18 protein-coding genes are annotated in these 16,372 nt (G+C 52.5%); 4 read left to right on the top strand and 14 right to left on the bottom strand.

The annotated features are described in order from the left end of the window. Window positions 1-21 precede the first annotated feature (21 nt). The 5 genes from AC3RCL_RS11825 to AC3RCL_RS11805 form a co-directional block, all read right to left on the bottom strand. The gene (locus tag AC3RCL_RS11825; protein WP_492535422.1) at window positions 22-1,392 is read right to left on the bottom strand and encodes an LLM class flavin-dependent oxidoreductase; all 1,371 of its coding nucleotides are present in this window, start codon (window positions 1,390-1,392) and stop codon (window positions 22-24) included. A gap of 48 nt (window positions 1,393-1,440) precedes the next feature. Next, window positions 1,441-2,250: an ABC transporter permease gene (locus AC3RCL_RS11820; protein ID WP_492535421.1), complete on the bottom strand. Its 810-nt coding sequence runs from the start codon at window positions 2,248-2,250 to the stop codon at window positions 1,441-1,443. Then, the gene (locus tag AC3RCL_RS11815; RefSeq protein WP_213579067.1) at window positions 2,247-3,116 is read right to left on the bottom strand and encodes an ABC transporter permease; all 870 of its coding nucleotides are present in this window, start codon (window positions 3,114-3,116) and stop codon (window positions 2,247-2,249) included. The genes AC3RCL_RS11820 and AC3RCL_RS11815 overlap by 4 nt, the downstream gene beginning before the upstream one ends. A 37-nt stretch (window positions 3,117-3,153) precedes the next feature. Continuing rightward, a complete protein-coding gene (locus tag AC3RCL_RS11810; protein WP_492535420.1) occupies window positions 3,154-4,173 on the bottom strand; it encodes an aliphatic sulfonate ABC transporter substrate-binding protein in 1,020 nt (339 codons plus the stop codon). A 71-nt stretch (window positions 4,174-4,244) separates the two neighbouring features. Beyond that, the gene (locus tag AC3RCL_RS11805) at window positions 4,245-5,021 is read right to left on the bottom strand and encodes an ABC transporter ATP-binding protein (RefSeq protein ID WP_096774302.1); all 777 of its coding nucleotides are present in this window, start codon (window positions 5,019-5,021) and stop codon (window positions 4,245-4,247) included. A gap of 380 nt (window positions 5,022-5,401) precedes the next feature. Between AC3RCL_RS11805 and AC3RCL_RS11800 the strand changes: the two genes are divergently transcribed. Next, window positions 5,402-5,974, top strand: coding sequence for a thymidine kinase (locus AC3RCL_RS11800; RefSeq protein ID WP_036661246.1), 573 nt, complete (start codon window positions 5,402-5,404; stop codon window positions 5,972-5,974). A gap of 48 nt (window positions 5,975-6,022) precedes the next feature. Next, complete coding sequence (locus AC3RCL_RS11795) at window positions 6,023-6,235, top strand: hypothetical protein (RefSeq protein ID WP_009592426.1); 213 nt, start codon at window positions 6,023-6,025, stop codon at window positions 6,233-6,235. A gap of 102 nt (window positions 6,236-6,337) precedes the next feature. On the opposite strand, the gene AC3RCL_RS11790 is transcribed toward AC3RCL_RS11795, so the two are convergent. Further along, window positions 6,338-7,204, bottom strand: a complete 867-nt coding sequence (locus AC3RCL_RS11790; RefSeq protein WP_009592439.1) for a YitT family protein — start codon at window positions 7,202-7,204, stop codon at window positions 6,338-6,340. Window positions 7,205-7,539: 335 nt separating this feature from the next. Between AC3RCL_RS11790 and AC3RCL_RS11785 the strand changes: the two genes are divergently transcribed. Then, window positions 7,540-8,193, top strand: a complete 654-nt coding sequence (locus AC3RCL_RS11785; protein ID WP_213579069.1) for a TVP38/TMEM64 family protein — start codon at window positions 7,540-7,542, stop codon at window positions 8,191-8,193. Window positions 8,194-8,281: 88 nt separating this feature from the next. Here the strand turns inward: AC3RCL_RS11785 and AC3RCL_RS11780 are convergent, their stop codons facing one another. From AC3RCL_RS11780 to AC3RCL_RS11750, 7 genes are all read right to left on the bottom strand, one after another. After that, window positions 8,282-9,163 (bottom strand): GNAT family N-acetyltransferase, encoded by an 882-nt coding sequence (locus tag AC3RCL_RS11780; RefSeq protein ID WP_492535419.1) that lies wholly within the window; start codon window positions 9,161-9,163, stop codon window positions 8,282-8,284. Window positions 9,164-9,359: 196 nt separating this feature from the next. Then, on the bottom strand, window positions 9,360-9,755 hold the full coding sequence (gene mnhG / locus AC3RCL_RS11775) for a monovalent cation/H(+) antiporter subunit G (RefSeq protein ID WP_015736053.1): 396 nt from the start codon (window positions 9,753-9,755) through the stop codon (window positions 9,360-9,362). After that, a complete protein-coding gene (locus AC3RCL_RS11770) occupies window positions 9,739-10,032 on the bottom strand; it encodes a Na(+)/H(+) antiporter subunit F1 (protein WP_009592424.1) in 294 nt (97 codons plus the stop codon). The genes mnhG and AC3RCL_RS11770 overlap by 17 nt, the downstream gene beginning before the upstream one ends. Further along, window positions 10,029-10,508: a Na+/H+ antiporter subunit E gene (locus AC3RCL_RS11765; protein WP_015736054.1), complete on the bottom strand. Its 480-nt coding sequence runs from the start codon at window positions 10,506-10,508 to the stop codon at window positions 10,029-10,031. The genes AC3RCL_RS11770 and AC3RCL_RS11765 overlap by 4 nt, the downstream gene beginning before the upstream one ends. A 5-nt stretch (window positions 10,509-10,513) precedes the next feature. After that, entirely contained in the window at window positions 10,514-11,995 is a 1,482-nt protein-coding gene (locus AC3RCL_RS11760) for a Na+/H+ antiporter subunit D (RefSeq protein ID WP_492535418.1), read from the bottom strand. Then, window positions 11,988-12,326 (bottom strand): Na(+)/H(+) antiporter subunit C, encoded by a 339-nt coding sequence (locus AC3RCL_RS11755; protein WP_096774307.1) that lies wholly within the window; start codon window positions 12,324-12,326, stop codon window positions 11,988-11,990. The genes AC3RCL_RS11760 and AC3RCL_RS11755 overlap by 8 nt, the downstream gene beginning before the upstream one ends. Window positions 12,327-12,328: 2 nt before the next feature. Beyond that, a complete protein-coding gene (locus AC3RCL_RS11750; RefSeq protein ID WP_492535417.1) occupies window positions 12,329-15,187 on the bottom strand; it encodes a Na+/H+ antiporter subunit A in 2,859 nt (952 codons plus the stop codon). Between the two features lie 244 nt (window positions 15,188-15,431). Here AC3RCL_RS11750 and AC3RCL_RS11745 point away from each other — a divergent pair, with 244 nt between their 5' ends. Then, window positions 15,432-15,653: a hypothetical protein gene (locus tag AC3RCL_RS11745; protein ID WP_375120196.1), complete on the top strand. Its 222-nt coding sequence runs from the start codon at window positions 15,432-15,434 to the stop codon at window positions 15,651-15,653. A gap of 26 nt (window positions 15,654-15,679) precedes the next feature. Here AC3RCL_RS11745 and AC3RCL_RS11740 read toward each other — a convergent pair whose 3' ends face one another. Beyond that, on the bottom strand, window positions 15,680-16,306 hold the full coding sequence (locus AC3RCL_RS11740) for a DedA family protein (protein WP_096774310.1): 627 nt from the start codon (window positions 16,304-16,306) through the stop codon (window positions 15,680-15,682). Window positions 16,307-16,372: the final 66 nt, after the last annotated feature.

The raw sequence follows: 16,372 nt of genomic DNA, 5'->3' as shown, positions 1-16,372 counted from the left end.
ACGTTCCCCGGCTTTTCACGCTTATATGGCATCCGCGGCGGCCTGTTGAACCTCCCGGCGAAAATGTCCCGGTTCAGGACGCGTTAGGCCCAGATGCTCCCTCAGTGTATGGCCGCTGTATTCGGAACGGAACAGGCCCCGTTCTTGCAACACCGGGATAACCGCATCCACGAACTCGTCCAGATCTCCCGGCAGCACCGGAGGCATGATATTAAATCCGTCGCAGGCATAGCCTTCGAACCAATCCTGCATCATGTCGGCCAGCTGCTCGGGCGTCCCGACAAATGGCATATGACCTCTCGAGGTCAGTATCTTTCTTCCTAACTCTAAGATCGACAGATTATCCTGATAAGCCATGTCCATATATAACTGGACCCGGCTTTTCATGCCGTTGGATGCGGCCACGGGGTCCGGGATGTTTCTTGGCAGCGGCTGGTCCGGCGGATAACCGCTCAGGTCGTAATTCAGGAACCCGGACAGAACGGCGATCGCCGAAGCTGGCGGAATCAATTCCAGCAGTTCTTGCGCTTTGCGCCGTGCCTCCTCCTCGGTTGAGCCGATGACAGGGGACAGGCCCGGCATGATTTTCAGGCTTCCGCTCGCTCTTCCATATTGGGACAGCTTCGAGTGCACGCTGGCGTAAAACGCCTGCGCTGCCTTCTTGGACTGCTGTGCCGTAAAGATGACCTCGCCATATTGAGCGGCAAAGTCCTGTCCCGGACCGGAAGAACCGGCCTGTATCAGGACCGGGTAGCCTTGCGGCGCCCTCGGAACGTTCAGCGGGCCTTTCGTGGAATACCATTGCCCGTTAAAGTCCACGGGACGCACCTTCGCTCCATCGGCAAATTTCCCGGACTCCCGATCCAGCACAAGCGCATCGTCCTCCCAGCTGTCCCATAACCGGGTAACCGCTTCAACAAACTCGCGTGCCATTTCGTAACGCAAGCCATGCTCCGGGTGCTTCGGCTTGCCGTAATTGTGGGCTTCGATGTCCAACTGGGACGTCACGATATTCCAGCCCGCTCTTCCCCCGCTGATCCAATCGAGAGAAGCAAATTTCCGAGCCACGTTATACGGCTCATTGTACGTTGTGGAGACCGTGGCGGTCAGCCCCAGTTTGTCCGTCACGGCGGAGAGTGCGGATAACAGCGTTAACGGGTCCAGCATGCCGGAAGCGGAATTTTCGACCTGGGTCACGTACAGCAAATCGGCAAAAAACATCATGTCGAACTTTCCCCGCTCTGCCGTGGCTGCCAGCTGCTTATACAGCTCAATGCCAAACATGCCCTCCACGTCCGAGGTTGGATGACGCCATCCGGCGTGATGATGTCCTGCATAATAGATAAACGCTCCCAGGTGCATCTGATGATCTCTGCGGTTGGTTGTCCCCATCTTCGTACCACTCCAATTCATATAAAATTGTCAGCCAACCATCCTTGATCAGCCCTTATATGTCTCTCTCCAGCCCAGCAGCCTGGATTCCAGCCGGCGTACAACGGAATCGGAGAGCTTGCCCACGACCGCAAAAATAATAATGCCTACAAACACAATGTCCGTTTGGGAATAGGCTCGGGCGTCTTGAATCATGTATCCGATGCCCGCGCTGGTCCCCATCATCTCCGCTACGACCAGCACAAGCCAGGAAACGCCGAGCGACAGGCGGATGCCAAGCAAGATGTTCGGCAGTGCAGCCGGTACGATCAACCGGATCAGCAGCTGCAGCTTTGAATATTGAAAGATCCTCGATACTTCATATAGCTTTGCATCCACGCTGCGAATGCCAAGGAAGGTATTTACATAGATCGGGAAAAAGGCTCCGAGGGAGATCATGAGAATCTTCGAGAATTCCCCGATGCCGAACCATAGAATAAACAGCGGAATCAGCGATAATAACGGTACGGTACGCAGCATTTGAAATGAAGGGTCCAGCGTACGCTCCGCCATTTTGCCAAGCCCCGTGGACAATCCCAGAGCCAGCCCCGTCAAGCCGCCCAGCAAAAAGCCCGATAGCGCTCGAAGGAGACTGATCCGAAAATGCTCCCACAGCTCGCCGTCGGCCCCCAAACTCGCGAATTGCTTGGCTATCGTAAGCGGAGTAGGCAGCAGGGACGCCGAAATCCAGCCAAATCCGCCGGCTGCCTGCCATAAAGCCAAGATCGCTGCGGGCACAAGCCAGGCATGGAGGGGCTTTGGAATGGCCTTCAGCCAGTCCCGCCCCCCTGTTTCTGAAGTGTCTGCATGACTTCTCATGACGGGTCGCCTCCCTTATAGCTGTCCTGCCAACGCAGAAGTCTGCCTTCGAGCCCTTTGACGAGGGAATCCGACAGCTTCCCGACGAGCGCAAACACCAAAATTCCGACGAAGACCACCGTGGTCCAGGAGAAGGAACGCGCATCATTGATGATATAACCGATGCCGGAACTGGAACCCATCAGCTCCGCCACAACCAGGCCAAGCCATGCCACCCCGATCGAGAGGCGTATGCCGAGGAAAATATGGGGCAGCGAAGCGGGAACGATCAGCCTGCGGATCATATCCCAACGGCTGAATTGCAGGACGCGGGCTACGTCAAACAGCCTGTTGTCCACGGAGCGGATGCCGAGGAATGTGTTCACGTAGAGCGGAAAGAACGAGCCCTTGGCAATAAGCAGGATTTTCGAGGTTTCCCCGAATCCGAACCATAGAATGAACAGCGGCGCAATGGCCAGATGGGGAAGCGTCCGCAGCATTTGCAAGGTAGGATCGACAAGCCGCTCGGCCTTGTACGAGAAACCAACCCATATCCCCGCGGCCAAACCGAGGCTGCCGCCGAGCAGAAACCCGAGCAGCGCTCGCCAGGATGAGATGCCCAAATGCCGAATCAGCTCGCCGGAGCTTGTTAAATGAACGAATTCCTTCCAGATATCGAGCGGAGTCGGAAGCAGGATCGGATTGAGCCAACCCATGGCCCCAGCCGCCTGCCACGCGATGATGATAAAGAGCGGAACAAGCCAGCCGATCCATGCATGGGTAAGTTTAAACAGGAACCTGCGGTCAATCCGCTTAGGACGGAGACGGGTTTCGACGGGGTCGGCGGTCACGACAACCGCCCCTTTGCTGATCCCTTCCGGGAGCATAAGCGCTACCTCCTTTCAATTTCAGATGATGTGCCGCTTATTGGCTTGCAGCCTCAATGTACTGATTATCAAACACCTCTTTGACCTGGATTTTTTTGCGGATCGTTTTTTGCTCGAATTGGAAGTCGGCGGTTTTCTGCTGCTCCGCGATGATGTCATCCGTTACGGGAATGTTGATCGACCTTGAACGGTCAAACGTGCCTTGAATGACTTCCTGCGGGATGCCACGCTCATCGGCGTAACGTTTAATCGCCTCCGCTTCGTTTTCTTTCTCCCAGGCGAGAGTCTTGTTCAGCACGGTCAGATAGAGCGTGACCAAATCCGGATATTGATCGGCAAAATCCTTCCGCACGATATTGAACGAAGGCGACAGGACGCCAAGCTGCTCGCCGTCCGCCAGCACGTTGCCTTTGCCTGTCAGCGTGTTCAAGGTAATGTACGGGTCCCAGGTTGCCCAAGCATCGACGCCTCCCGATTCGAATGCAGGCTGGGCTTCGTCGGGCTGAAGCTGAATGATTTCGATGTCGGATACCTTGAGTCCTTGATCCGCCAATCCCCGGTACAAAAAGTTAAAGGCATTGCTCCCTTTGGTTACCGCTACCTTCTTTCCCTTCAGATCACTGAGGGTCTGCGCAGTGCTATCCGGCGGCACGATGATGGCCACATTCTTCTGGCCGTGCAAGCTCTGGGAGATGACCTTAAACGGAATATCGGCCGCCTGGGCGGCGATAATCGGCATATTGCCGAGCCCCGCAAAGTCCAGACGATTCGAAGCCATCGCTTCGGTCATGGGAGGGCCGCTCTGAAACTCTGCCCACTCCACCTTGACGCCTAGCTTGCCGAACTCCTCCTCGAACCATCTCTCCTCGCGCGCCTTGCCGAACAAACCGCCGCTTCCCTGGACCCCGAGCCGTACGGTCAAATCTGTGTATTTGCCGTCTGCTCCCTTCTTGACGGCTTCAGCCGCGGGCTGGCTGTTTGCCCCGGCGCAGCCGGATGCGAAGACGGAAAGGATAAGCAATAGCATAATGGCGACGTTCTTTTTCTTTATATTCATGATCAGATTCTCTCCCCCTGTTCTCGTTCTCTATCGTTCATTTGGTTTGACGCTCGACAACCCTGGACCGATTAAATTCCTGCACCGGTATCGAACTCCGGTTCTTCCACTTTCTCGAACTCTCGCAGCACTTTGGTTCGCAGCTCCTGGAAGGAGGATCCGGTCCGTTTCCGCGGAAACGGCAGATCGATCGGCAGGATGGAACGAATATGGCCCGGTCTCGGGTTCATAATGACGACCCGCTCGCCAAGAAACACAGCCTCATCCAGATCATGGGTAACAAATAGCATGGTCGTGCGGTTATTTTGCCAGATGTCCAGCAGCACCTCCTGCATATGGGAGCGAGTGAACGCATCCAGCGCGCCAAAAGGTTCATCCAGCAGCAGCACGTCCGGATTCCGCAGCAGCGCCCTGGCGATGGCTACCCGCTGGGCCATCCCTCCCGACAGCTCCCTGGGATATGCCTTCTCGAAGCCTTTCAGCCGAACGAGCTCAATGAATTCATCCACCTTTTTCCGGACGTCCTTCTGCTTCAGCGATAAATTGCCTGCGATATTCTTTTCCACCGTCAGCCATGGAAACAAGCGCGGCTCTTGAAATATAAACCCCTTCTCAATGCTTGGGCCCGATATCGGCTTGTCATTCAGCAGGACGCTTCCCTCGTACGACGTATCCAGGCCCGCAACGATTTTGAGCAAGGTGCTCTTCCCGCAACCGCTCGGTCCGATCAATGTGATGAATTCCCCTTTACGAACCCGCAAGTCAATGCCTTTCAGCGCCGTAACATTCCCTGTCGGGGCTTGAAAAATTTTGTTTACCTGTTCAATAATCAATGTATCTGCTGACATTTTCCTCACCATCCCCTATTATAATTATTCACACCTGTTTACTTGGTTAAGAGGTGAAAAAAAAGAGATATCACGCTGATCAAAGTACGCTCAATCGTCGTACTTGTTCCTATGCGTGATATCTCCAGTTATCTGGTCGATAATCTTGGTATTCATTTGGTATGCCGTTATATTACAACTGCTGGTAATGGTTGTCAAACCTTTTTTTCGTTCCCTGGTAACAGGTTTGTCAGAATATATTCAACACCAGCAATGGACAAATACCGCCCAATAATGCGACAATATACTCTGCATGTCATATCTTATATAGTAAGAATAACGAAATTTGCACCATTGCGCTTATAAAAGCAACATTGCACCTATAGGAAGGGAACGAAAGCATGGCTCAATTATTTTTCAAGTACGGCTCCATGAACAGTGGTAAATCTATCGAGATTTTGAAAGTCGCCCATAACTACGAAGAACAGAACAAACCGGTGCTTCTCTTTACGTCCGCTCTCGATGACCGGGATGCCGTCGGTTATGTATCGTCGCGAATCGGCCTCCGCCGTGAAGCGATACCTATATCCGATACGACCGATATCTACGGGATCGTGAAGGATCATCAGCCTAAGCCCTACTGCGTTCTTGTTGACGAATGCCAGTTCCTGTCCAAGGACAGCATCCTCCAGCTCGTTCGAATCGTCGATGAGCTTAACGTGCCTGTCATGGGCTTCGGACTAAAGAACGACTTCCGCAACGAGCTGTTTGAAGGCAGCCGCTGGATGCTGATTTACGCCGATAAAATCGAGGAAATGAAGACGATCTGCTGGTTCTGCGAGCGCAAAGCGATCATGAACCTTCGCGTCATCGACGGCAAGCCCGTCTATGCCGGCGAACAGATCCTGATCGGCGGGAATGATACCTACTTCCCTGTCTGCCGCAAATGCCATACCAATCCCCCTTTAGCATAGGACGTTATCGCAATCAAACCACCTTTTTACGTTAGGAGTTGGTCATCCATGCCGATCGTCAGACCGTTATTGACCGACCAGGACTTTCAAGAAGTCATGGAGCAGCAGATCCGTATACGCATCTTCAAGGATAATCATTTGATTGATTCAGGGAGTCTTGTCATCCGTTTCACCGACGATACCGTCATTACGCAATCCAGCGTCAGTTCGCTCGGCTATCACAAACGGGACGAATGCGAGTTTTTTGAAGTACGGAAGTGATCGGCGGATTGCCGATCACTAAAACAGCGGCCCTCTGCAGAACTTATCTGCAGAGGGCCGCTTCGTTAATCAGCATATCAAGACGATAGCTTAAACGTATCCCTAATGAATATCGGACTTTGCCATGCTTCCGCCCAGCACGTCCGCGACATTTTGAATCGAAATAAATGCGTTCTTGTCTATCTCCTGCACCACGGTCTTCAGCTTCGCAATCTCCAGCCTGGTGATGACGCAATAAATCATCTGCGTGTCCTCTTTCGAATATCCGCCCTTAGCATAGATCATGGTCGTGCTGCGTCCCAGACGCTGCATGATGGCACTCGAAATTTCCTCATATTCGTTGGATATAATCGTAACGGATTTGGACTCGTCCAAGCCCTCTACCACAATATCCATCACTTTTGCCGCTATGTAGTATGAGAAGATCGAATACATCGCCGAATCTGCACCGAATACAAACCCTGCGGTAATGAATATGAAAACGTTGATGATCATGATGATCTGACCGACCGGCATTCGCAGCTTCTTGGACAGCAGGATGGCTACGATCTCCGTCCCGTCAAGCGCACCGCCGTAACGGATGACAAGACCGACCCCGAGGCCCAGAACCAATCCGCCGAATAATACCGCCAAAATCTTCTCGTTCGTGAACGGATCTACATGATGCAGGAAGGTTGTCGCCACCGAAAGCACCACGATTCCGTACAGCGTGGAAAACGCAAACGTTTTGCCAATCTGCTTGTAACCGATAAACAGAAACGGTAAGTTGATGATAAACAGGAATACCCCCAATTTGATGGGCGTAATCGATGATAATACGATGGAAATACCGGTAATTCCACCATCGATGATTTCGTTGGGCACCAGGAAGATCTCAAGCGCCACGGCCATCAGAATTGCACCGACGGTGATAAAGATGAACCGTTTCAGAATTTCGCCGACTGTCAGTTTTTTGTGATTTTTGACCATGCCATTCTCCTTTTGTATCATTTTTCACACGCTAAAGCCTGTCGAAGAACCATTGTATTAAAAAAAGGAATGGCGTGTCAATGTTGACACACCATGTCACATGGATCTTTCAGACCATGACCGGGTCCCTGGACATAAGGAGTACAGTCCCGCCCCATATACCTTTCGATCTATTCCTGACCCATCGCTGCAGGGCATGACCGAATCGACTGGAACCAGGCAGGGCCAATACTTGCAATTTATAATATTGATTCCGGTTATGATATAATATATTCCATCCGCGATCGACGAGAAAATACATAATTTACCCCAGGCAGGGAGAGGATTTACTCATCATGTTGGAATGGCTTCAGAACGTGTGGACCCATATGAAAGAAATTGACATGGATCAAGTGCAGGGATGGCTGCAGCAGTACTCGCGGCTGGGTCCCATTCCGGGTATTTTGCTTCCATTTATAGAGGCGTTTCTCCCCTTTCTGCCCCTCATCGTCCTGGTGATGGGAAACTCCGCAGCCTATGGTTTATGGTGGGGATTCCTGCTGTCCTGGATCGGCGTTTGCCTTGGATCCGTCACGGTGTTTTGGATTGTTCGCAAGCTGGGAGGCAAACTGGGATTGCTTATACAAAAAAGAATGCCGGGATCCCAGCGTTTCTTCCATTGGATTGAAGAAAAGGGCTTTACGCCGATCTTCATCCTGTACTGCTTTCCCTTTACGCCTTCCTCGCTGATCAATATCGCATCCGGCATCAGCACGGTATCGGCTACAACGTTCACGATCGCCGTTATGGCAGGCAAATCCGTGATGATCTTCATGGTGGCATTCATCGGACATGACTGGCAGGCCTTTATCCAGCAGCCTTGGCGCATTCTTATCGCGGCCGTCGTCCTCTGGCTGTTGTGGCTGGCCGGCAAAAAGATGGAAAACCGTTACCATCACGATGATCAGCCCGGAAGCGTCGTCATCAGCAGTAAAAAGAAGAAGCGTTAGATGTTTAACAAGAAGACCCGCCGGTCCCGATTGCTGGGATGGGAGGGTCTTCTTATTTATGGGCGTGCTATGTTGGAAATCATCATGTTCACTCCAATACGTATGCCGCCAGTTTATGCACCGTTTCAAAGCCCGCACGATGATACAGCTGGAGCGCCCCTGCATTGTCCTGGTCCACGCATAGCGAGATTTCTTCCAGCTGCAGGACCTGGAACAAATAATGGAGCGCTTGATCAAGCAGGATCCGGCCATAGCCTTTGCGCCGGAAATGTTCGGATACCGCAATGTACTCTATGCTTCCTTCCTGGAATTCGGGGTCTCCCTCCACATACACATACCCGGCGAAACGGCCATCTTCCGTAAGTATGAAGAGCCGGTGATCCTCATCCAGCTTCCGCAAAATAGACTCCGAGCTGAGATAGGTATTCGGGAAGGCCTTGCCATGCAGATCCGCGAACTCATCCCAATACTCGGGCGTGATATCCTGCAATCCAGGCGCGGCATTCGTTAACAAGGTGGATTTTTGGAATCTCAGTACATGATGCACGCCTGTCTTTCTTCCCCCTTTGTCCTCCATAAACCTCGCAGCGGACAGATGAGCTGCATTATAAAATCCGAAATAGCGTGATACGCTACCATTCAGCTTCGTTGTTCCTTCAACCCATAGCTCCTTCGCCAATCGATGCCAAAGCTCGCCTTGTCCATCGATAAAAGGTCCCCATATCTCAGCAGTTCCCTCTTGTTCGTCCACATCGAAACCCAATGCGCCTACGATCTGATCTTGATCATAGATCACGGTAAATCGCTGGCTGCTCAGCCGGCCATTTTCCGAAAAATCTTCCAGCAGCGTGCTATAAATCTCCCCTTCCTGTTCGCCGCAATATCCGACATGATGATGACGATCCCCATTCATTCGGGCAAGAAAGGAAGACAGCTCTCTTAATTTCGTTTGATCTGTATCCAATACCATCTGTACACATTCTCCTTGTTCAGGATCAGCTTTCCTAGCGTGATATCCCATCACTCCGCGAACCCGTTTTGGTCAATTTTACCACGGAATGATATTCGTGAGCCAGGCATGCAATCCAGAAATGGGCTTCCCATATGCTTGGAAAGCCCATCTCATCTTCTCCATTATTCATCGGGAACTTGTTTACGGTTTGCGGTCATCCTTTCTCGGAATGTTCGGCCTTCCGGGAATCGCGCATGCGTTCACGTTCGCGCTTGAGAGCAGGCTTCAGGTCATCATGAACGCTTTTCTCCCACATGGATACCCCAGACCGGTAAGCCGCCCTCCCGTTCAAGTGGCCGGCAACCGGACCCGTAATGAAAACGAACACGATCCCCAGCAGCAGCTTCGCGCTGACATGCTCCAAGTAAAAGGTGAAATACAGAAATGCGCCCGCAAGAATAAAGAGGACGCCAAGGGTAGCGCTCTTCGTGGCTGCGTGGGATCTCATGTACACATCCGGCAGGCGAATCAGGCCGAATGCGCTCAATGCGCCGAGTAAAGCTCCGAGCAGCACCATCAGCGCAATCAGAAACTCACCGATCTGACTCATCGTTTGTGCGTTCAATGACGTCACCCCTTTCGATATATCTGGCGAGTGCGGTCGTTCCGATAAACGTTAGAATTCCGATCAGCAATATGATGTCGAAATAGACCGTTGTGCGGAAGAGCATGCACAGCACAGCGATCATGGACAACAGGATGATTCCGATCGTATCCAGCGACATGATCCGGTCGTTCATGGAGGGTCCCTTGATCAAGCGATACAAGCAGCCCAGGATGGCAAGCGACAAAATCACCAGCGAAGCAATCAGCATGCTCTGGATCATGTGCGGGTCACCTCCTTGATCGCCCGTTCGAAGGTACCGCGAATCTGATTCGACAGCTCTTCGACGTCCTCGATATCCATCGCATGAATATAAAGCGTCTGACCCTCGCGCGACACTTCCAGGGTAAGCGTTCCTGGCGTCAAGCAGATCAGGCACGATAGCACCGTGATCTCCCAATCGGATTTCAGCTCCGTGGAGTAAGCGAAGATGCCGGGACGAACGTTCAGCTTCGGTCTTATGATCTGACCGATGACCGTGACGCTCGATTTAAACAGTTCGCTTAGAAACAAGAGCAGCAGCATCAGGATGGACCACAGCTTGCGCAAATAGAAGTCGTTCGGCCAGAAGCGCCGCAGCATATAAATGAGCAAGATGCCGATCAGGTATCCAACAATGAATTGCTGGGGAGACCAGTTATTGTTCAGGAACATCCAGACAATGGCAATGATGATATTTAACAGGATTTGATGGCCCATATCCACTACTCCTTTAATACGGCATGAATGTATAGTGACGGATCGGATAATACGGCGCCTGCTTGGGAGGTATAGGAATATACCCATTCTGAACCGACCCCCAGGACAATCACTATGATGGCAAGCCCGATCGCTCCCGCATATGCGGTCCGATGGATTCTGACCGGCCGCGATTCGTTAAGCCCTGGGAATTCGCCCCAGAATGCTCCCATAAACACTTTGATCAGGGAGTAGAGCACCGCCAGGCTTGATGCCAGCGCCAATCCCGTCAGCGCATAATGACCCTCGCTCAGTCCGCCGCGAACGATAAGGACTTTGCCAAGAAATCCGCTAAGCGGCGGGATGCCGACCAGCGCCAGCGCCACGATGAAGAACATCCACCCTACCAGGGGATGGCGCTTCATCAGGCCGCCCATATCGCTCAGCTTGCTCGCGCCCGCGCTCGCCATGATGATGCCGCCCAGAATAAAGAGCAGCGCCTTAGCGATCATATCATGCATCAAATAGAACACGGCTCCGTTTAAGGAATCGGAGGAGGCCACTGCTACACCAAAGGCGATGAAGCCCACGCTAATGATGATGTTGTAATTCAGGATGCGTCCGAGATCCTTATACGCAACCGCGCCCAAGCTGCCCAGAACGAGCGTGGCCGCAGCCATCCAGCCGATGACGGCGTGAATGTTGCCGGTATCGTGATGGAAGATCAGCGTAAAGGTTCGGATAATCGCATATAACCCGACCTTCGTCAGCAGGGCGCCGAACAGAGCCGTTACGGCCGCCGGAGGTGCGCTGTAGGAACCGGGCAGCCAGAAGAACAGGAACAAGCCTGCCTTCAGTGCGAATACGATCAGGAACAAAAGGCCAATGACCGACAAGATTCCGTCCTGCTGTACTTCTGCCACACGCAGGGACAGATGCGCCATGTTCAGCGTGCCGACCGTGCCGTACAAATAAGCTACGGCTGCAACAAACAAGGTGGATGAAATAATGTTAATCAGCATGTACTTCAAGGTTTCTCTCAGCTGTCGCTTGGTGCCGCCCAGCACGATCAGCGCATAGGAAGCGATCAGCATGACCTCAAAGCAGACAAACAGGTTGAACAGATCCCCCGTCAGAAACGATCCGATCACGCCTGCCAGCAGAAATTGAAAAAAGGGATAGAAGTAATGCTTCTCTCTCTCTTCCCCGATGCTCCGAAAAGCATAGAACAGGCAGGCTCCCGCAACGATCAGCGTCGTAAGCACCAGCAGTGCCGCCAGCATGTCCGCCACGAACACGATCCCGTACGGGGGCTGCCATCCGCCCATATGAAGCGTCTGGATGCCTTCGTTACTCACCTGGTTGACGATGAACAGGGCGCCAAGCAGGTTGATTAGAATACTACCCGCGCTGATCCACCGCTGCGCGCGGACGTATTTGGAACAGAAAATAAGCATGACGGCCGTAACCAAAGGAATCAGGAGCGGAAGCACAATCACGTTATTCATCGTCCATCCCCCTTAACTCCTCCATGTTGTCCGTGCCCAAACGTTGATATGCTTTATAAGCCAGTACGAAAAAGAACGACGTGACGCCAAAGCTGATGACGATGGACGTCAGTATCAATGCTTGCGGAACCGGATCAACGTAAGAGGAAGCCTCCTCGCCAAGCAGCGGCGCAGCCCCGGTCTTCAGCCTTGACATGGTGAGCAGCAGCAGATGGACGCCGTGGGTTAACAGCGAAGTGCCAAGAATGATCCGCAGCAGGCTCTTGGATAAGATCTGGTAGATCCCAACCGCGAAAATAATTCCGATGGCAAGCGACATATATAGTTCCATGGTCAGTTATCCCTCCCGATCGAATTGATGATGGTCATCGTCACGCCGACTACGGCCAAATAAACGCCGAGGTCGAAGAGAACCGCAGTAGCCAGCTCCGTTTTCCCGAGCAGCGGCAGGTTGAAATAACCGAAGGAATGACTTAAGAACGGTGCGTTAAAAGCAAAGGAGCCGATCCCTGTAAGCAGGGCGATGGCAAGTCCCGCCGCCGTAACCTTCCGGAACTCGAAAGGCACGATCTTGCGGGTCATATCCATGCCGAAAGCCATGGATAACAGAACCAGTGCCGCAGAGGTCATCAGTCCTCCGATAAATCCGCCGCCCGGCTCATGGTGTCCCGAGTTGAACAGGAACCAGGAGAAGGTTACCACGATAAAGATAACCACCTTGGATACGGTTCGAAGAATGACATCATTGCTGTTGGGCAGATATGCCCCTTCATAACGATCCCGCTCTCCCAGAATCCCTTCTCCCAAATCGATTTTGATCAAGGCATAAATTCCAAGGGATGCAATGCCCAGAACCGTAATTTCAAGCAGGGTATCAAAGCCGCGGAAATCCACCAGAATGACGTTGACGATATTTTTGCCGCCAGCGGAGCGATAGCTCTCTTGAATGAAGTAATCCGCAATGGAGTCGAAAGTCCTGCCACTGCTCGCAGCCAGGGCGATCAAGGTCACGACAGCACCGACGCCTGCCGAAATAAGCAGATTTCTCCATTTCAAGCTCATCGGCACCTTCTCCCGCTTCAGCTTCGGCAGATGATAGAAACAGAGCAGGAACAGCATCACGGATACCGTCTCGACGACCATCTGGGTCAGCGCCAAATCCGGCGCCCGGAACAGGACGAAGAACAGAGTCACCATGTAACCGGCAGCACCGGTCAATATGATCGCCATCAACCGCGTCCGGACGAACGGCAGCGCGATGACCGGAATGACCAGGCCGAGTATGGCGACGGCCTCATAGAAGGACATCGGCGCGTAAGCGGTCCTATCAAAACCGATATTGTCGACCAACAGAAGCCCCCCGCCAAGAACGGCTATAAAAAACACGAAGATATACATCACGTAATGACGGAGAGAGCCTGTCATGTAGGTTGAGGTCAGCGTTTCGCCGCCTCTTTCTAGGACTCTCAATCCCCCGTCATACAGCTTGTTCCATGTCCATCGCTTCATCAGCGATGTATTCAAAATTCGAGCTCTGCCGTGAAGCTTATACAGCACGATACCGAGAACTATGATGCCGATGGTCATGAAAATCTCCGTCGTCCAGCCGTGCCACATTTCGATGTGTACGTGAAAACGATCCTCCGCCCCGAGCAGCCCTGGATGAATCGCGGCCATCGCCGGTTCGATGAGCGTTTGGGACAACAGGTTCGGAAACAAACCGAACACGATGGCGAGCGATGCCAGAATGACCGGTGGAATCAGCATTCCCAGCGGGGCTTCGTGCGGCTTCTTCTCCAGCTTTTCAGGCTGGAAGCGTCCGGTAAAGGTTTTGAAGACCAGGATCATGCTGTACAGGAACGTAAACACGCTGGCAATCCAGGCGACGACCGGGATCAGTATGCCCCAGGTCTCTGCATTCCAGAAATTCATGTCAGAGGCCTGAAGGACCGCCGTAAAGAACATCTCTTTACTCAAGAATCCGTTGAACGGAGGCAGCCCGGCCATGGAAAAAGCCCCTATGACCGCCACGGTAAACGTAATCGGCATGAGCGACATCAGCCCGCCGAGCTTCCGCAGATCCCGGGTGCCCGTCTCATGATCCACGATGCCGACGACCATAAACAAGGCGCCTTTGAATATGGCATGATTCATCAGATGAAAGATGGCCGCCGTCGTCGCTTTCGCGTAGAGCAGCGTGTCCACGCCGCCTCCATAATAAGCGGCGGCGGAGCCCAGGCCGAGCAAGCTCATGATCAGCCCCAATTGGCTGATGGTGGAGAATGCCAGCAGCGCTTTTAGATCCGTCTGCTTGATCGCGCGGATCGAAGCGTAAATCAGCGTGGTCAAGCCCGTTATCGCTACGATCCAAAACCAGGATGCCTGCCCGGCAAACACCGGACTAAACCTGGCCACCAAATAGATCCCGGCCTTCACCATGGTCGCGGAGTGCAGATAAGCACTTACCGGGGTCGGTGCTTCCATCGCATCCGGCAGCCAGATATGGAACGGAAATTGCGCGGACTTGGTGAAGGCCCCGAGCAGGATCAGAATCATGGCCGGAATAAACATCGCATCTCCGGCAATGCTCCCTACATCGGCGACGATCTCCCGTACGCTAAAGGTGCCCGTCATGGCATAAAGCAGGATAAACCCCGCGAACATGGCAAGTCCGCCGAATACGGTGATGAGCATGGATTTTAAGGCTCCGTATCTGGAGCGGTCCCGATGATGCCAGAATGCAATCAGCAGGAAGGACGAGATACTGGTCAGTTCCCAGAAGCCGTACAGCACCATCAAATTATCGGAAAGCACGACGCCCAGCATGGCGCCCATGAACAGAAGCAGGTACACATAGAATCTGTGAACCGCTTCCTTGTTTTTATCCATATAAAAGATAGAGTACAGGACAACGAGTGAACCAATGCCGGATATTAATAGTGCAAAAATCAAGCTTAATCCATCCAAATAAACGGTAAAGTTTATTCCCGCGCTTGGAATCCATTCCAGGACGGCTTGGAGCTGTTCACCTCCCTGAATGGTTGGGATAACTCCCAAAAAATAGGCGAACAGGGCAATCGGGACCGGCAAAACCACCCATCCGGTGTGGACGCGGCCGATGAGCTTGTAGGTCAGCATAACCACAAGCGCTACGATAAAAGGTGCCAAAACGGCGATGTGCAGCAAAGACAAAGTCTACTCCTCCTATAGTCCGATTTTTCCTTCATTAGTAGTATTTCCCCATAATTTAGGCATAAGTCCAAAAAAACACAAAAAGAGCCCGCTGTTGGCAGGCTCCTCCAGGTAAAACCATATGGTATTTTTTCGAATCACACTGAAAATCAGTATATCTTGAGATCAAAGCTTTGTCAAAGGGTATGTCGGGGAATGAAGTGGAGGCTCTCGGGAAATTACTGTATGTAAAGGAGTGGTTCCCATGATGATCAAAAAAGCGGCAGTTTGCGCCTTCGTCTTTCTCATGATATTGACGGCGGCCATCGTGATGAATCTACGCACGCAGTCCGCCTACCTACAGGAAAACCCGTCAAACGGCGTATATCACATGCAGCATTCCCAAGGAGGAGCCCCCTTGTTCTCTCCCCGGGAATACGTGAAAATCATTCGCCATTCACCCGAAACCTTGCCGGATCAGCCTTAAGCAAACGCAGAACCCAATCCGTGGGCCTATCCATGAAATTGGATCTCATTATTCTCCTTGCTTCGTTTATTTCTTCGCATCCACCACGAAATGATCAGGATGACGGCCAGCGCCGCAACGATTCCAGCCGCATAATAACCGTACCGGTTAATCAGCACGCCAATATGATCGACGACCTGATCGCCTACAAACATGCCCAAAGAAAAATAACCGGTGGTCCACACCAAGGACGCGGTATACGAGTAGATCGCAAACCGGCGATACGGCATTCCCTTCATCCCGACCGCATACGGAGTAACATTGCGCAGGATGGGCAAAAAGGCGCTAATGCATATGGCATAATTGCCATATTGGCGGGTCAAGCGTTCGGATACATCGAGAAACTGGCGAATCTTCGACTTTTCCCCTACGCGGTTTAACAGCTTGCTGGCGGTAAAGCGGCTAAGCATGAAACCGACCGTCGATCCCGAGCACACGCCGAGAAAGGTCATGATAAAAGACGGGGCCGGCGATAATATCCCGGATGCCGCCAACGCTCCGCCAGTCATGGCCACGACTTCATTCGGCACGGGAAGCCCGACCAATCCCAGGCATAATACGAGGAATAATGCGTAATGCCCGATTTGTTCAATAAAATTCAATAGCGTATCCACGCCCTGGCCCCCTAATCCGTCCCTGGAATATATATCAGCTTATATGACAACGCGGCTTTCGCAAAC

This window comes from Paenibacillus sp. MT86 (assembly GCF_058792535.1).
This window is presented reverse-complemented; position numbering and strand designations above follow the sequence as displayed.

What these genes read in the sequence shown, in the direction of transcription:
- AC3RCL_RS11825 (WP_492535422.1), bottom strand. Translation starts at nt 1,392, where the DNA reads ATGGGGACAACCAACCGCAGAGATCATCAGATGCACCTGGGAGCGTTT.
- AC3RCL_RS11820 (WP_492535421.1), bottom strand. Translation starts at nt 2,250, where the DNA reads ATGAGAAGTCATGCAGACACTTCAGAAACAGGGGGGCGGGACTGGCTG.
- AC3RCL_RS11815 (WP_213579067.1), bottom strand. Translation starts at nt 3,116, where the DNA reads ATGCTCCCGGAAGGGATCAGCAAAGGGGCGGTTGTCGTGACCGCCGAC.
- AC3RCL_RS11810 (WP_492535420.1), bottom strand. Translation starts at nt 4,173, where the DNA reads ATGAATATAAAGAAAAAGAACGTCGCCATTATGCTATTGCTTATCCTT.
- AC3RCL_RS11805 (WP_096774302.1), bottom strand. Translation starts at nt 5,021, where the DNA reads ATGTCAGCAGATACATTGATTATTGAACAGGTAAACAAAATTTTTCAA.
- AC3RCL_RS11800 (WP_036661246.1), top strand. Translation starts at nt 5,402, where the DNA reads ATGGCTCAATTATTTTTCAAGTACGGCTCCATGAACAGTGGTAAATCT.
- AC3RCL_RS11795 (WP_009592426.1), top strand. Translation starts at nt 6,023, where the DNA reads ATGCCGATCGTCAGACCGTTATTGACCGACCAGGACTTTCAAGAAGTC.
- AC3RCL_RS11790 (WP_009592439.1), bottom strand. Translation starts at nt 7,204, where the DNA reads ATGGTCAAAAATCACAAAAAACTGACAGTCGGCGAAATTCTGAAACGG.
- AC3RCL_RS11785 (WP_213579069.1), top strand. Translation starts at nt 7,540, where the DNA reads ATGTTGGAATGGCTTCAGAACGTGTGGACCCATATGAAAGAAATTGAC.
- AC3RCL_RS11780 (WP_492535419.1), bottom strand. Translation starts at nt 9,163, where the DNA reads ATGGTATTGGATACAGATCAAACGAAATTAAGAGAGCTGTCTTCCTTT.
- mnhG (WP_015736053.1), bottom strand. Translation starts at nt 9,755, where the DNA reads ATGAGTCAGATCGGTGAGTTTCTGATTGCGCTGATGGTGCTGCTCGGA.
- AC3RCL_RS11770 (WP_009592424.1), bottom strand. Translation starts at nt 10,032, where the DNA reads ATGATCCAGAGCATGCTGATTGCTTCGCTGGTGATTTTGTCGCTTGCC.
- AC3RCL_RS11765 (WP_015736054.1), bottom strand. Translation starts at nt 10,508, where the DNA reads ATGGGCCATCAAATCCTGTTAAATATCATCATTGCCATTGTCTGGATG.
- AC3RCL_RS11760 (WP_492535418.1), bottom strand. Translation starts at nt 11,995, where the DNA reads ATGAATAACGTGATTGTGCTTCCGCTCCTGATTCCTTTGGTTACGGCC.
- AC3RCL_RS11755 (WP_096774307.1), bottom strand. Translation starts at nt 12,326, where the DNA reads ATGGAACTATATATGTCGCTTGCCATCGGAATTATTTTCGCGGTTGGG.
- AC3RCL_RS11745 (WP_375120196.1), top strand. Translation starts at nt 15,432, where the DNA reads ATGATGATCAAAAAAGCGGCAGTTTGCGCCTTCGTCTTTCTCATGATA.